Below are 14,498 nucleotides of genomic sequence, written 5' to 3'. Positions count from 1 at the left end.
TCCGGCTTTGCCGGGGGCGGGGCTGAAACCGCCCGGGCCGTCTGTCAGCCGTTTTTCTTTCTGGTCGCCTTCTGCAGTTCTTCTATAGCCTTATCGACCGTATATTTGCCCGCCACAATCTGGTTGACACAATCGTTTATCACCGGGTCGACGGAGCCCCAGGTGGTAGAGCCTTTGGCAATCAGAGTCACCTCGGCGGAATTGATCATCTGATTGACCTGTTTGGCCGATTCGGTCAGGTTTGCGCCAGACATATCGGTACGGGCGGCACTGGGCACCGCGCACAGCTCGGCGAACCTTTTGGCCACATCGTCCGTATACAGGAAGCGGAGGAAAGCCTCGGCCGCCTTGGGGTTTTTGGCCTTGGAGGCGATGCCGACCGTTGCCGAGGACGCGACGACGCAGGTGGGCTGGCCGGCATCCTGCAGCATGGAGGGATAATACCGCATCTTGAAGTCCTTCGGGGTGGAATCCTTCATTTCGTTTTCCAGCCACAGTCCGTTGGGGATAAGCGCGGAGCCACGCTGCAGCCAGGCGGCCTGGCTAGTGATATGATTCATGGACAGACCGCTCATGTTGAAATACCCCGCATCCGCCAGCTCATCCAGCTTAGTCAGGACATTGCGGAACCGTTTGTCGGCAAACACCGATTCCCGAGAGGCGTTGGCTACATCATAAAAATACTGAACATCCTTACTGGCCAGCGCCTCTGACGCCACCGCCGGCATGAGCAGCCCCCATACCAGATAGCCCGAATACTGGCCGGTATAAATCAGCGGGTTAACGCCGGATTTTTTAGCCGCCACGGAAAAGCTTTTCAATTCGCTGAAGTTTTTGGGAACCGTCCATCCCTTCTGTGAAAACAAGGTCTGGTCGTACCACATACCGTAGGTAGAAAGTAGAACCGGCATCTCATAAATCTTGCTGGTGTTGGCATACTTGGTCACCAAGCCGTTTTTCAGCTGATTCTTGATCAGGGTGGAGGTCCCGTATACTTTGCCCGAATGATGCAAGCCGCTCAAATCCTTCAGCTTTCCTTCCTTCATCCAGGTTTCCTTGGGCATATTGGTGCCCTCCAAGAACACGAAATCGGGGGGGTTGTCCTTGGACCAGCGTGTTTTCATCTGGGCGTTGACGTTCGTGTCCAAATGGGCGTTGATTTCCAGTTCCGGCTGCAGCTTCTGAAATTCGTTGATGGCGTATTCCCAGCACTCGCTGCCGTAACCGCCGACAAAAATCTGCAGTTCAAAGCTGCCGGTCAGTTTTTCCTCCGTTTTGTTGTCCACCCTGCCCGCATTGTTGGAAGACGTATCCTTAATGCCGCTCGCCGTGGTTTTGGCCGATTCTTTGCCGGTCGTGGCGTTGGTTTTTCCGTCGTTAGCTTGCTGGGCCGTGGTCTGTCCAGCGCTCCCGGAAGCGCCGGCTTGCATCGATACGGTTCCCGACGCGTCGTCCACATAGCTGACCAATTGCTCCGTTTCGCTGGTCACGCGGGTGGTGGTCAGGCTGCAGCCGCTGTGCGCCAGCAGTATCCCCGCGGTCAAAAGAGCGGCTAACCCCTTTACCCGTTCCTTTTTCATCGTAATGGCATCCCCTTTCCACTGTTGCGTACATCGTCCGCCCTGCCGCCAGATGACAGGCCCCCTACACGCTTTATTCTACAGGAAAGCCGGCGTATCCGTCGTTGCCTGTTTTTGTATCAAACGGTTACTTTTCTTTACATTTTTGAAATTCAGCTCGTTATTTTAGCGGCTTTTTCTCAGCTTTTAAACACATTGCTGAAAATCCCGTTAACGAACAAGGCGCCGCAAAACACAAATGCCTGTATTCTGCGGCGCCTGGAATACTCTACTCCTTGCTTTCCCGCTGCTTCTTCCGCCGTTTGAGCAGGAGGATCGCTACCGTTACCGCCGCGCCGGCCCCTGCGACACAGCCCACAATTAGGCCGATAATGGCCGGCCAGTTGAGTACCGTTTCCTCCCGATAGGTCGTTTTGTCCTGGATTACCGGCCGCTGCCCGCCGCTTGCATCTGGCGCGCCGCTCTCCGGATTTTCCTCCGGCCCGGACTCGGGAGAACCCGATTGTACCGGTTCGTTCGGTGCGCCATCCACTTTGTTATCCGTGGAAGGCGCGGACGAATCCCCTGGTCGGCTGCCGGGTTCGCCGCCGGATATATCCGGCTCGTCGGGCTTGTCAGGTTCCTCCACCGGGGGCTTTTCATAAACCGGCGTATAGCGGGCCACCACGGTATGGCTTTCCTGGAGGTTGCGGAAGGTATAGGAATCGCCCTGCACCGTGGTCTTTATCCCGTCGATCAGAAGATAATTCAGCCGGTACCCCTCCTCCGCCTGGAAGGTGAAGGTCAGCTCGCCTCCCGGTTCCTTTTCCGTCAGTCCTTCGGGCGACACGCGCCCTCCCTTGGTGCGGGTGACGTAAACCTGTACGGTATCCGGCTTGCTCAGCCGGAACAGGCGTGTCTCGGGGCCGTCGAGGGCGACGGTAAAGGCGTTGGTGTCGGCGGCGATGATTTTCCGGTTGAAAACATCGTATACCGTACAGTTTTTAGGAAGATGGATGGTCCGTTCGCCGCCGAACAGGGAGTGCACCGCGACATAATTGCCGTCCGCATAGACCACGTCCGAAGAGTTGTCGTCATAGATGTGACAGCCTTCATGCCGCAGCATATTGCGGATAAGCGCGGTGGGCACGGCGGGAACCCCCGAATAGACGCTGGTCCACTTGCTGCCGTCGGCGTTGGTGATTTCCTTGACCGCCAACCCCACATGACGCCCGGAAAGCCCCGCGGTATTGTGGTAGGCAATGTCCGTCGCCTCGGGATCACGCACGGCGATAACCGGTGAAAGCGTGTGGTATTCCGCCGCGCCGTAGGTGACGTCCGCCAATCCCTGTGTAAGCCAGTGATCGTAATTTTCCACCAGAACGGTGCCTACCTGTTTTCTCTCGGTACTGACCACCTCCAGATCCATACCGGTCACCTCGGACAGCAGGGAGACGTCGGTGGTCTTCCCGTCCGCTATGCCGGACAGGAATATAAAGACAAGTAGGTTACCGTTCTTCTTTAGTTGTTTCTCGATGGCCGTGCGTTCCTCCCTGGTCATTTGCGTGGTGCTCAAAAAGATATTGATTTTATGCTCCGGCACCAGGCCCTTCGCCAGATCGTCCAGCAGATAGGTGTTGAAGGGCGCGCCGATATTGTACAGCTCCGCGCGCTGCTGCATCAGCACCGACTTAAACAGCAGCTCATTGGCAGTATCGGCCCCGGTATAGGGAAAATAAGCCGCAGACTGTCCGTCCATAAAAACGGCCACGTCGGAAACACTCTGTCTCTCCAGCCCCTGGGCCAGGGTCATTTCCTGCATCATCTGGGAAATGACGCCGTAATATTGCTCGTCGTCAAAGTACCCGCCGCCCAGGTTATAAAAATCCAGCGTCTGCCCTTTGGACAATGCATAGGCGAAATTGCGCTTGATCGTCTCCACCGACTGCTTCGTGGTCCGCGTCCACCCCACCGCTGCCCGGGAATCCTGCGCCAAATCCAGGCGAAGCAGGTTGAGCCGGTCGTCGTCCTCCGCCACATAGAGCTTTCCATGGGCGGTTACGGAATCCACAGGCCCCATATAGTCGCCGGAGGTTCCGATTTCCCGCTCGCCGTACAGCCACGGGCACTTCACATAATCGATGGCGTCCGATTCCAGAATCCGTTCCAGCGCCACCTGCGCGGTGGAGGTTCCGAACTCATAGGTGGTGCAGTTGAGCAGATACCCGGCATAGGTGCCGACCACGATCCGGTCGTCCACAGCCTCCTTGACCAGCTCCGCGAAATACAGGATGGCATCTGTCTTCATGTCCGCCATGAACAGCTCGTAATCGATAACGTCAGGGCTGTTCTGCGCGTGGAGGATGCTGCCGTACTCGGATTCGCTGCGCGCCTCGATGGCCGGCACTTCGGCGGTGGCCATGGTAACGCGGGGATCCCCCCAGGCGGCCTGCAAAGCCGCGTCGGTTTTATATTTGTTCCGCAGCCAGCCTCGATAAGCGGTCAGTCCTGCCGAGGAAAAATCGCCAACCACCGTGTTGTTTCCGTTCATGCCCCACCACTGCCATTCATAGGTGGTGCCACCCGTTATCTTGATGCCGGCGATGTTGTTAGCATAGGGCTGCTCCATCAGGTAGTGGATGATCCGGATCACAATTTCCCCGGTTTCCTTCTTCCATTTTTCCGAGGAGAAGGATTCCTTGCTGAGCTTTCCGTTGCTCAGCTTGACGCATTCCTCCGGATTCGCGTCCAACCACCATTGCGGCGGCGTGGTATCGATCGCCACCTGCAGATAAGCCTCCGGATTCCCCGCGAGAGTGCCGAGAATCTGGGTGTCAATCGTCGCGGTGTTGAGCGAGCCGTCCGGCATCCAGAGCTCGCCCAAAGTTTCACGGGGCAGGATGTAGGGGACTATCGTATCGACCCCGATGTCGGCGTATTTGGCAATCCACGATGCATCGTACTGGGAATCCCGTTCCGGGCGCGCGAACCAAATCGGGGCCGTCGCCACGCCGTTGACGAAATAGGTCGGACGACCTCCCGCCATCTTCACCTCCGAGGTTGTGGTGAGCTTTCGTTCGGGCTGCGCCACCTTCAGGTTGCCGACCTTATTGCCGATGTAATAGTCGCTGACAATGGCCACGGTGTTGTCAAATTGCACCGTATAGCTGCCCTGTGCAAGAAAATCCGGAACCTTCATTGTGAATCTGGCGGTAAACTCCCGCCCGACCGGCCAGCTGTCGGTGGTTTTCCCGTCCGCCAGAATGATGTTGCCCGAACAAATTTTGCTTGTGGAATTCCGCTTCCAGAAATACACGGGGAAGCTGTTAGCAGCCGGCAGCTTTTCCCGAATCTTCAGAGTGGCCTCCACGGTCACGCTGTCTCCTGCGTACACCGTGTCCTTGGGGAAAACAAATCGATTGCTTTCCAGCTTATAATCCGAGTATTCGGTATTGTCAAAATCTATGAGTCCCCAAGAGCCGCCGCCCACCTTGCAGTAGACCTCGGCGGGAATCCAGGCGGAGCAGGCGGCCATATCGTAGTCCGGGTTCATAAAGGTCTGCGCGTCCTGTTTCGACCAGGCGGGATCGGGCGTTCCCTTTTCTCCGGACTTTTCCCTGGCAATGAAAACACTCTCGTTGGAGTAGAACCGCCGGACGGAATCGTTCTCCATCTTGATAATGCCGTCGTAGAGTACGCCGTAAGCGTACACGTCGTTATACATTTCCACCGCAATGACATTTTTGCCCTTTTGGAGGTGTTCGGTAATGTCGAACAGACCGGGCAGGCTCCAGGTATCGCCCGTGCGGGTTTCCTCGTACGCCAGCTCGCCGTTGACGAACAGCTTGTATTTGTCGTCCACCGCGATCTGGATCTGCGCCGTTTTCACCTCGCTGTCCAGATACAGCTCTTGACGGGTATAATAATACCGATCGTTATGCTCGTGGGTCAGAAGGGAATCGTAATCGTCGGGATGGACGATCCAGCTGCCCACCCAGCCCACCTCCCGGCTGGGCTCGCCTGTCTGCCGCAAGATCACATTTTGCAGGCACACCGTCCCGTCGCCGCCGGTCTTTTCAAAATACAGCCGGTAGGCGGAGGCGCTGACAGCCGTAAAGGAGGTCTCCAGCTCCGCGACCGAACCCCCTGAAGACAGTTCCTGAGAGACGACTGTCCTGGTCGGCTTATCCAGCCAGTTGCGCGCCTCCAGGATAAGGCGGCCCTCCGCCGTCCCCTCGGTACGATAACTGGCCTTTACCGTGTAGACACAATCGGTTTTCAGCGTGTATAAATCGGTGTAAATTCCGCCGCTGTCCGCCGCCTGGCCGGCTATCGACGCTTCGCCGCCGGTCCCGAACACAGGGGAACCGGCAGCCGTCTCCCGCTTCCAGCCGCCGAACATCCCGTTGCTGGACGGCCCGGCGAAATCCTCGGCATAGACCACCCCGCCGCTTTGGGTATAGTTGTAGTATTCAATGGCGTCCACGAAAACATCCGCCTGTTTTCCGCCCAGACGAAGCACCAGCTTAACCTGCCGGACGCTTTTGGGCACCGTATACATCAGGTTATAGGTGTCCCAGCCGGAAAGCTCGCCGGAGGTGTTTAATACTCGTTCCTGTCCATGCCAATATTGCATGACATTCCCGTCTTCGTCCAGTCCGTGAATTACCGCGGCAAAGCTGCCACCCACACTGTTCCGGCTGCGCATATGGATGGCGAATTCCACCTCGTCGCCGGGATTTACCCGGATGTACCGGTCGGTCTCCAGCGTGGAATAGTTAATCTCGCTGTATGCCTTCTGCAGGAAAACGGACTGTTTGCCCCGATAAAAAACGTCGGAATTTACCGACACCCCGAACACGCCGTCGGAGGTGGTTGTCGACCAGTTGACCGGCTTGCCGCCTGCGGCGTATTCAAAATCAAGGTTCACATCTTCGATTTCCTCGGTTTTGGTAAAGGATACATTGTCCAGCCAAACGGTGGACGGCTCCTCCCCCGTCATGACGAACATCAGCTGTAAATAGCGGCAGTCCGCGGCCGTGCGGAAGGAGCCGCCGCATTCCCGCCAGTCGAAGGAGCCATAGGCATAGGCGCTGGTCAGCCAAAGATAGGTCTGCGCGTCGTCGTCCACATTTGTCCCGGCGCTGTCCTTGTATTGCCGGATAAAGATGCGCAGACCGTTCTTCTTGGCGTCGCGGATCATCGCGTCGTAGGCGAAGGTATAATAGGTGTCCGGCTCTGCCTCCATAACGCCGCTTTTAAAATACAGCTCGACAGGCTCCGTGCCGTTCTTTCTAAGTACGGCGGCCGCAGAGCCGTCGGCCGACGCGCCGTCCGCCTTGTAAACCGTATAGCCGCCGAACCCGCCTTCCTCATACTCCCCGGGCCTGTCCGGCTTTTCCCGCCGCTCATAGGTGGTCCAGTTCAAGGGGATCCTACCGCCGGCGCCCTTTTCAAAATCAAAGTTCAAGTCCGTCGCGCTGCCCAGTTCTTCATAGGAAATGTTATCGAACAGGAAGGACGCGCCCGCCGTTTTGGCCCGCACCTCGAACCGAATTTCGATAAACGCGGCGTCCGCGCTGGTGGAGAAGTCGGCGGAGTAGGAGTTCCACGTCCCGCCTCCATCGGTGCTGGCGATGCCGCTTAGCCAGATATAGGAGGAGGCGGCAGTCGTTTCCGCTCCGCTGGCTGTATATTGGCGCACCAGGGGAAAAGCCGCCACATCCGCACCGGTATATTTTCCCTGGAAGGTCAGATCATACACCGTGGACGGCTTAACCTCCCGCCGGATGCTGTACGCCACGTAGGAGCCCTCATTGTCCTTTGCGGCGGTGATTTTCATGGCGTGACTGCCGTCCACGCCCTCCCCCTCTCCAAACTGAAGAAGGTAATCCCCCTCTTTTCCCGTGCAATAGCCGAGCCAGTTCATCGGTCCGGCGCCGCCCGGATCCTTCAGCTCAAAATTGAAGTTTTCCGGGTGCTCTTCCAGCCGCAGCGATATCCGTGAGATGCTGGCTCCTTCGGAGTCTGCCGCGTACCGCACGCGTATGTAGGCTGCGCCGGCCGGCACGATGAAATAGCCGGTGTTGCCCGACAGCGCCTGCTGCCGACCGTCGTCGAACTCAAACGACAGGGTGCCGTCGCTGCCGGTATAACTCACATGGTATATGTCGCCACCCTTCACATCGTACCGGTAGGATCGAAGGGACGCGCCGGCGCGCAGGGTAATTAGGCGGCCGTCTTCCGTATAGGCTGCGCCGCCGGAAACGCTCCAGCCCGGGATCGTTAGGGTAGCCGCCTGTTCAAATCCGCCGTCGGTTATGAGGTTACGGTCGGCGTCCGGGACTCCTCCGCCGCAGAAGCCTCCGTTGGTCAGCACATTGGTTTCGGCGGCGTCGCCCTTGACATGTACGGATACATTGTCCAGATAGAAATCCGCGCCGGTATACTGCGACGTATACACCCGGATCGGGAACCAGCCGGGGGTATTCACCTGGAATTCGCAGGTGATCCTGGTCCATCCCGCGCTGTTGATCCGCAGCTCCCGTACTGCGCTTTGCGTATCGGTCCAACTGGCCTGTCCCCAGACCAGCTCGATTTTCGCCGGATCGCCCGCGCTGCAGGTATCGCCCTTGAGCCATGCGGAGAACACATAGGTCTGTCCAGCCGTCCAATTTTTCCCCAGATTGGCGATCGACGGCTCCCGACCGGCACCCGCGTTTTCTGGATATTTCTGAATAAAATGAACCGCTCCCGCATCCGTGTATCCCTCGCTCTCCAGCGTCAGATCGCTCACGCCGTCCACGTTCGGATCCTGATAAAACCCCGCATAGTCCCAATCCGCCATTGATGGAGTCGCCGTCACGGGGCGCAACGCGGCGTTGTCCACATACAGCGTGTCGCCCGCCGCTCCTTGAAAGACCAGACGTATCTGCACGGTGGCGGCGCCTTCCGGGGCGGTGAGACGGGCGGACGCGCCGGTCCATCCGGCAGGCGCATCCCCCATGACGCCGGTCTCAAAGGATTGCGGACTTCTGCCGTCGTTAAAGAAAAAGTAGCCTGTCACGATATAGTAAGGCTTGGTTCCCTCGCCCCTCAACTCCACCGAAAATTCATAGGAGGCGCCGCCGCCGACAGCAATCAACGGGCTGGCCAGCGACACCCAGCCGGCGCCGGCCTCGGCGGAGGCCCCCTTGGTCATGCGCAGGAACTTCCCATGAGCCCCGTCCTGCTCCACGCTCAGGGTATCCCCGGTGGCGTTGTCGCTCAAGGTCCAGTCCAATCGCGCCTCGCCGTTATCCGCCCCTTCAAAGGTTCCGTTAAAGGCGTCAAGCGGAAGGTATGTATAGACAATATCTTCAAATTCCCCGTTGGGCAGCAGATTGCTAGCGGTATTCAGCACACGGTCAGCCCCCAGACAGAACCCGCCCTTACCGGCCAGAATGTCCGCACCGGTCTGTTTATTCACCAGGGAGATATTGTCCACATACAAATCCGACGCCCCGCTGTATTGCCCGAAAAACAGGAGGAACACCGGGGACGACGGCGCATCCGAACGATCGGCGTAAACCGTCATGGGTTTTTCAATTTTTGTCCATTCGCCATAGGTTGTCTGCTCTGAAATGAGGACCTTCGCCGCGTCGTGGCCCTGCTCAAATATTCGAAACTCTCCTGCCGTGGAAACATGGCCCCGGATATAAAGAGACAACGTGTATTCACCCGCCGTCACGCCGGCGGTTTCCAGAGCGATGGGCATATCCCCTTCCGGGGATCCGTTGACAAAACGCAGAGAACCCGCGTCCTGGCAGCCTTCATCGACGGTCTCGGCGTACTTGGCCGAGGTGTTTTTCCAGCCGAGCCGGTACCATTGCCCGCCGGTATACCCGTCGTAAAGCGGCATAGCCGCGGTATAAGCGTACACATACGCATTATCCGCCATATAGACGTCGCCCCGGGCGGACTCATCGTTTCCCATCAGCACACGGACCGTGAGATACAACGCTCGATCCGGAACGGTATAGTCGCCCGAAACCTCCGTGAACTCCGCCGCCGCAGACAGCGTTGCAAGGATGGTTCCAGTCCCTACGGGCCTTTTACCCTCCGCATCCTCAAAGGCCTGGATCTCCAGCGCGGCATACCCCGTATCAGCGGTATCCATTTTCAGAAAAACGCCGGCCTTGTAGGTAGCACCGGAAGTCACCTTTATCCTATCCGAACAAAGCGCGGATTTTCCGGCTCCGGCCTTTACCACCTGCGCGCAGGTTCCAGTACGGCCCGCGGCGGGCTGCAGTTCATCCGATCCTGTCGATTCCAAACTCCAACCGGTGAAATTCGCAAAACGCCTGTCTGTATCCTCCGCGTAGGACGAGAGGGGGAGCACCCCCGCCATAATGGTCACGCTGAGCAGGATAGCTGCCGCCCTGTGCAGGTACTTCCCAATCGATCGACCCATTCGTTCACGCCTCCCAGATAAATTTACGCATCTTTTATCGTGTGAATACAACAAAAGTATATCGAAGCTCATCGGAATTGTCGTTTACTTTTTTTGTCCGAAGGGGTTACTTTTTTTGGGTTCTTGGCCTGAGAGCCTGCTCTCTCCACCGTTAAACACAAAAAAAGATACCACATTGGTAAAGGGTCTTCTATTGAAATTCCCGTCAAAAATAGTATAATTATAGGTAGAAATATGGGAAATGGTGATATTTAGAAACAAATTTGTTAAAGGAAGGGGGGGGGCTTTTGAAAAAGACGGCGGCAAAAGCAAGGCGGATCGGTGTCCGGACACGACTGCTCTGCATCTTTCTGCTCTCGGTTCTGAGTCCGCTCGTCCTGTTCGGTATTCTGATGTTTTATTCCAGCAATAGGGAACTGGAAAAGGAGAGCTTCCAGACCTATACCCAGATGACCAAGCAGATCGGCGTGGTCTTCACCGAATACATCTCCCGGGTGGACATGATGACCCGCTCGGTGGATAACACCAACATGGTGCCCCGTTACCTGCGCAACGAGACCATTGCTCTCGATTTTGACAACGATTCCCGTCACGTGCTGGAGCAAGACGCTCTGGACTCGTTGGAGTTGTTTGCGCGCAGCACCGATGGGATTTATTCGCTGTCGGCGGTGAGTCTGGACGGTCGCGCGCTGTCCTATGTGAATCAAAAATTCGATCGCACCCTGTGGGATTTTGACAGCGACTACTTCGCTCCGCTGCGGGAATCCACTGGCAACACCGTCTTGCTGCCCGCACGGGATTCGCAGTACCTCTTCTCTCCCCCGGTCCCTGTGTTCACCGTGGCCAGCAAGCACATCGACATCAACACAGATGAGGACGTCGGCATCGGCGGCTATACCGGTTACGTGATCGCGGAGTGCCCCGTCTCCAAACTCGCGGAATTCTGCGGCAACGTGGACATGGGCCCCGGCAGCAGCCTGTATATACTAGACGAGGCCAACCGGCTGGTGCATGCCAGCAGCCCGGACACGGCCCATCAAGCCGCGATTTCCGCCTTGGCCGCCCGGAGGGAGGCGCAAGGAAAAATCCGGTTGAACGGCGAGACGCATATCTTTGTCAGCAGCACACTGTCCGACAGCGGCTGGACGATTCTTGCTACCACGTCATACAAGAATCTGACCGCCCGGTCCAGCCGCTTGCTCAATACTTTTCTTGTTCTTTGTCTGGTGTCCATGCTGATCATTTCCACGGTTACCTTCGCGGTATCCGGCAGCTTCACAAGGCCAATCCGTATCCTGCAAAAGGCCATGAAAAAGGCGGGAAACGGCGACCTGACCGTGCGCATTGAGCATCACCGGACGGACGAATTCGGCGAACTCAACGACGGCTTTAACCGGCTGATTGACGAGCTGCGCGTCCTGATTCAAAATATATCCGAATCCAGGGAACGGGAAAATGCGGCAAAATACCACATGCTGCAAAGCCAAATCAATCCCCATTTTCTATATAACACTCTGGACACCATTCGCATGATGGCCGTGCTGGAGGACAAAGACGATATTGCGAGCGCTCTTCTGCACCTGTCGGCTTTGTTCCGGTACCATGTACGGGAAAGCGGTAAGCTGGTCACGGTCAAAGAGGAGCTGGAACAGACGGAAAACTATCTCTACCTCCAAAAACTGCGGCATCAGGAACAGCTGAAGATTCTGTATCGAATCGATCCGGCGGCGCTTGCTTTTAAAATGCCCAAAATTTTGCTGCAGCCGCTGCTGGAAAACGCGTTTACCCATGGTTTTCAAGACCTGGAACGCACTAAAATTCTCACGATAACGGTGCGTAAGGAGGCTGCGCTCATCTGTTTTTCCGTTCACGACAACGGCCGGGGCATGGACGCCAGGACACTCGACGCCCTGCGGCTGCAGCTCAAGCAAAAGATGGAGGATTCGCGGCGCGGCATCGGCCTCTCCAACGTCAACGAACGGCTCCGCTTGTATTTTTCCGAGTCCTGCTGCCTGCAGGTGGAAAGCCAGCCCGGGGTAGGCACCGTTGTTTCCTTTTCCATTCCGCTGCTTGACGAAGCATCCGCCCTGTTTCGGTACGATCGTCGCGGGGACGAAAGCGGGCCAAAGGAGGAGTATCCATATGGATAACCGCATTTTATCCGTTTTCCTGGTGGATGACGAGAAAATTATCCGGGACGGTATGAAAAAGCTGTTTACCTGGGAAACCAACGGTTTCCGCGTCATCGGCGAAGCCGGCGATGGGCGGAGCGCGCTGGCCCAGATCCTCGAAAAAGGGCCTGATATTGTCGTCACCGATTTAAAAATGCCGTTTATGGACGGAATAGCCCTGGCCAATGCCGTTGTGCAGCACTGCCCGGTAACCGAAGTGGTGGTGGTTACCGGCTTTGACGAATTTTCCTATGCCAGAGAGGCCCTGCGCGCCGGTGTTTTTGACTTTCTGCTCAAGCCGGTTTCCCCTGACGAGCTGAAAAAGGCCATGCTGCGTGTCAAGGAGAAAATCCAGAACCGCAGCATTAATTATCCCTTCGAACAGGAGGCGGTGCTGGTTAAAGCAATCGCCCAAGGCCAAGCTGGCGCCGCCCTGGATGCACTGGCCTCCGTTTTCGACGGATTTATCGAAAAGCGCGTACAACGGGAAACCGCATGGAACATCAGCGCAAGGCTTTTGGACATGATCGAAACCGCGTATAAAAACAGTATGGGACCTTATACCGTGGTGGAAAAACCAGAGTTAGCCGCGGAGGGGGCCGTGGAGGATATGAAGACGACTTTAGTGAACTATGTTCTCAGCATTTTCGGTTCCGGCAGTTCCGACTCCTCCGATCTTCTGGTGGAAAAAATCAAGCGGCACCTGGAGGATCATTATCAGGAAAACATTACACTGAAGGCTCTGGAGGATGCCTTCTATTTCAACGCCAGCTACATCAGCCGAATTTTTAAAAATAAAACGGGAGAAAACTATAGCGATTTTTTACTGCGAATCCGCATCGACCACGCGAAAAAACTGCTGGTAAACACCAACCGTTCCATCCGGCAGATAAGCGAAATGGTGGGATTCGGCAATTCTAAATATTTCAGCAGAATATTCAAGGATATCGTGTGCCTGCAGCCGATTGCCTATCGGAACGCGCACCGGTACGGTCAGCATGAATAGCTGCGGCAGGCGGCGCCTGCCGTGGTTGGCGGCGGGCTGTGCGCTCCTTATGATGGGAACCGGCTGTTCCCCTGAAAAGGCCCCCATGTCTTCCCCCGGCTCCCCGGTCAGCGAGACGGCCCTGTCCGGCAGTCTGTCCGTCTACGCCGAAAAAGGATACCAGACGGCCCTGGAGCGGGTTTTCCGCACCTTGAACCTGCGGCACCCTCTGCTGGACATGCAGTGGGCGGATACGCCCGCCGGGGCCGATATCGTCATAACTGATCGCCTGCCCGCCGAGGAGGCCGGCCAATACCGCACGCTGGACAATGTGGCGGATCCCCTCCGCGACGTACTGATTCCCGAGCTTGTCCTGCGGGATGAACGCGGCGTGCTGGGACTGCCGCTGTTTCTGCGCTGCGACAGCTATTGGTACGATACGCTGCTCTATCAAAAAACCGAAAGCGCCGTTCCCTATTCCCTGGAGTCTTTCCGTTCGAGCCCACTGCTGTCGGAATTCCCCGTGGTCTGCGACATACAAGGGATGGAGCATCTGTTCTGGAGTACGGCCGCCCCGGTTTATCTATCGGCGGGCGGTACGGAAGAAGAGCTGTCCGTAGCCTCCTTTCGGCCGGAGCCTCTTCTCGCCGCGCTAAAGCGCATCCGGGAACTGACCGATGGGGGGATGCTGAGCATGCAGGAAAACGCCCAGTCGCGTTTCACCTCGGACACCGCCATGTTCTGGATCACGGACGTTCATAAAATCGCCGGTGTTCTCAATCGCATGCCGAACCTGTCGGATATTAGCTTTGCTCCCACTCTGGTCTATACTAAAACCTCTGCCGCCAGCTTAGTCGTGCGTGCCGACTTCGTGACGGTACGGCAGCAGGCTAGCCCGGTACTGGCAGAATTCTTTCTCCGCACCCTTTATGAGAATAAAACGCTGGTTAACCTGACCATTGACACGAAAATACCGCTCGCCTGCCGGCTTTCCTTCGGTACCAATTCCGTGCCGGAATTGGTCGCCGCCTGTTACACCATTCTGGCCTCCCCTTCCCTTCAGCTTTTTTATCTGCCCTGCCGCTGGGACGCCTCCGTCTCCGCGCGGATAGAAGCGGCGCTCTCCGGTCTCGCAAGCGCCTCCCTTACGCCGGAAGAAGCCGTCCAAAGGCTGTGCCCGTAGCGGTAGCCGTGGCCCGATGCGCTTCGGATAGCCGAGGCCGTCGTTCTTAAAAAGAGACCATCCACGGCAGATCACCGCTGCCGTCCGACAAACTTGCCCGGCAACACACCTGTAAAATGAACTTCTAAAAACGGACATTATGGAAATC

The 14,498-nt window shown here is 56.8% G+C and carries 5 protein-coding genes; 3 read left to right on the top strand and 2 right to left on the bottom strand.

All coding sequences use genetic code 11. The annotated features are described in order from the left end of the window. Window positions 1-44 precede the first annotated feature (44 nt). Together ACSAMM_RS03095 and ACSAMM_RS03090 are read right to left on the bottom strand one after the other, a co-directional pair. Window positions 45-1,580: an extracellular solute-binding protein gene (locus ACSAMM_RS03095; protein ID WP_457789683.1), complete on the bottom strand. Its 1,536-nt coding sequence runs from the start codon at window positions 1,578-1,580 to the stop codon at window positions 45-47. Between the two features lie 268 nt (window positions 1,581-1,848). Continuing rightward, on the bottom strand, window positions 1,849-10,011 hold the full coding sequence (locus ACSAMM_RS03090) for a beta-galactosidase (RefSeq protein WP_457789681.1): 8,163 nt from the start codon (window positions 10,009-10,011) through the stop codon (window positions 1,849-1,851). A gap of 287 nt (window positions 10,012-10,298) precedes the next feature. On the opposite strand from ACSAMM_RS03090, the gene ACSAMM_RS03085 reads away from it, so the two are divergent. The 3 genes from ACSAMM_RS03085 (at window position 10,299) to ACSAMM_RS03075 (ending at window position 14,350) form a co-directional block, all read left to right on the top strand. After that, window positions 10,299-12,161, top strand: a complete 1,863-nt coding sequence (locus ACSAMM_RS03085; protein WP_457789679.1) for a cache domain-containing sensor histidine kinase — start codon at window positions 10,299-10,301, stop codon at window positions 12,159-12,161. After that, window positions 12,154-13,188, top strand: coding sequence for a response regulator transcription factor (locus tag ACSAMM_RS03080; RefSeq protein ID WP_457789677.1), 1,035 nt, complete (start codon window positions 12,154-12,156; stop codon window positions 13,186-13,188). Before ACSAMM_RS03085 ends, ACSAMM_RS03080 begins: the two co-directional genes overlap by 8 nt. Before the next feature lie 85 nt (window positions 13,189-13,273). Continuing rightward, the gene (locus ACSAMM_RS03075; protein ID WP_457789675.1) at window positions 13,274-14,350 is read left to right on the top strand and encodes a hypothetical protein; all 1,077 of its coding nucleotides are present in this window, start codon (window positions 13,274-13,276) and stop codon (window positions 14,348-14,350) included. Window positions 14,351-14,498 lie beyond the last annotated feature (148 nt).

Source organism: Anaeromassilibacillus sp. SJQ-5 (genome assembly GCF_054108045.1).
Note: the sequence above shows the minus strand (reverse complement) of the source record. Positions and strands in the feature narration are given on the sequence as shown.

Bases quoted from the DNA above. Each gene is read 5' to 3' on its own strand.
- ACSAMM_RS03090 (WP_457789681.1), bottom strand. From the start codon at position 10,011: ATGGGTCGATCGATTGGGAAGTACCTGCACAGGGCGGCAGCTATCCTG.
- ACSAMM_RS03075 (WP_457789675.1), top strand. From the start codon at position 13,274: ATGTCTTCCCCCGGCTCCCCGGTCAGCGAGACGGCCCTGTCCGGCAGT.
- ACSAMM_RS03095 (WP_457789683.1), bottom strand. From the start codon at position 1,580: ATGAAAAAGGAACGGGTAAAGGGGTTAGCCGCTCTTTTGACCGCGGGG.
- ACSAMM_RS03080 (WP_457789677.1), top strand. From the start codon at position 12,154: ATGGATAACCGCATTTTATCCGTTTTCCTGGTGGATGACGAGAAAATT.